General features: G+C 67.2%; 2 protein-coding genes. Both read left to right on the top strand.

The genetic code is table 11. From position 1 onward, the window contains the following. Positions 1-538 (top strand): hypothetical protein (locus tag AC01FP_RS17640; RefSeq protein ID WP_474482026.1); only part of this gene is annotated, 538 nt, incomplete at its 5' end. A 16-nt stretch (positions 539-554) separates the two neighbouring features. Beyond that, positions 555-1,255 (top strand): FkbM family methyltransferase (locus tag AC01FP_RS17635; RefSeq protein WP_474482025.1); only part of this gene is annotated, 701 nt, incomplete at its 3' end.

Raw genomic sequence — 1,255 nt, 5'->3', positions numbered from 1 at the left:
GGGCAACTTCCTCGTGACCGGCGAAGGGAGTGCGCGCATCGACGCCACTGCCAAGAAGCCGAACCCAGGACGCACCGCCTACACGTTCGACTGGACGCGGCCGGAGTTCGCCGACCTCGAGGTCGAGATCACGCCGGCGGGCACGGTCATGGGCGAGCGCGAGCACGGCCTGTGCGGATTCGTCTTCTGGCAGGACCCGGACAACTACATCGCGCTGAACCTCTGGCGCTGTGACAGCTACGAAGGTGCGTCGATCTCCTCGTTCTTCCAGATCGACGGCTACGAAGACCTCTACGACGCGATCTGGTCCAACATCGGCAACCAGGTCTACTGGGGCCGCCCCTTCCGCCTGCGCGTGGTGTTCGACGGCATGCACTACATGGCGTTCGTGGATGGCCAGCCCGTTCTGTACCGCGCTCTGACGGACGTCTACGCCGACGCCAGGCGCCTGAAGATCCACCGCGTCGGCCTGCTGGCCAACTGGGAGTGGGGCAACGACACCGGCAGCCGCTTCCGGCACTTCACGGCGCGCGCCTGAGCAGCCTGACCCTCCCATGCATCTCCTGACCTCACTCAAGCGGCGGCTCTTCGGCACCCAGCCGCAGACGATCACGACCGGCCCCGCCGCCGGGTTGCGCTTCGATCCGGGCCCCTCCAACCCGGCGTATGGAAGTGGCGACAACGAACTGCCCGTGCAGTCGACGCTGCAACGCTGCCTGCAGCCGGGCGACGTCTTCTACGACATCGGGGCCAACGTCGGCTTTCTCTCGGTGGTCGGGGCGCACTGCGTCGGGCCCCAGGGTGCCGTGCATGCCTTTGAACCACTGCCCGCCAATGCCGCCCTCGTGCGCCGCAACGCGTCGCTGAACGGGTTCGCGCAGATCGTCGTTCACCCCATCGCGGTGGGCGACGTCACCGGCCGAGCCCAGCTCGTGGTCGCGGCCTACTCGGGTGGATCGGCCCTGGCCGCCGTCGAGGCGCCGCCAGATGCCACGGGCGAGTCGATCGAGGTGGACATCAGCACGGTGGATGCGCTGGTCGAGCGGGGCCTGCCGCCCCCGACGCTGGTCAAGATCGATGTCGAGGGTGCCGAGTTGCTGGTGCTCAAGGGCATGGAGCAGGTGTGTGCACGACACGCCCCGCGCATCCTGTACGAACTGGATGGCGTCAGCGAAGAGGCGCTGGAGCCCAAGCGGGTCGAATGCGAGCGTTGGCTGCTGGACCATCACTACTCGGTGTCTGAACTCGAACTTTC

The sequence above is a fragment of the Cyanobium sp. NIVA-CYA 375 genome (assembly GCF_056108345.1).
The sequence above is the reverse complement of the archived record's forward strand: the minus strand, read 5'-3'. Positions and strand labels throughout refer to the sequence as shown.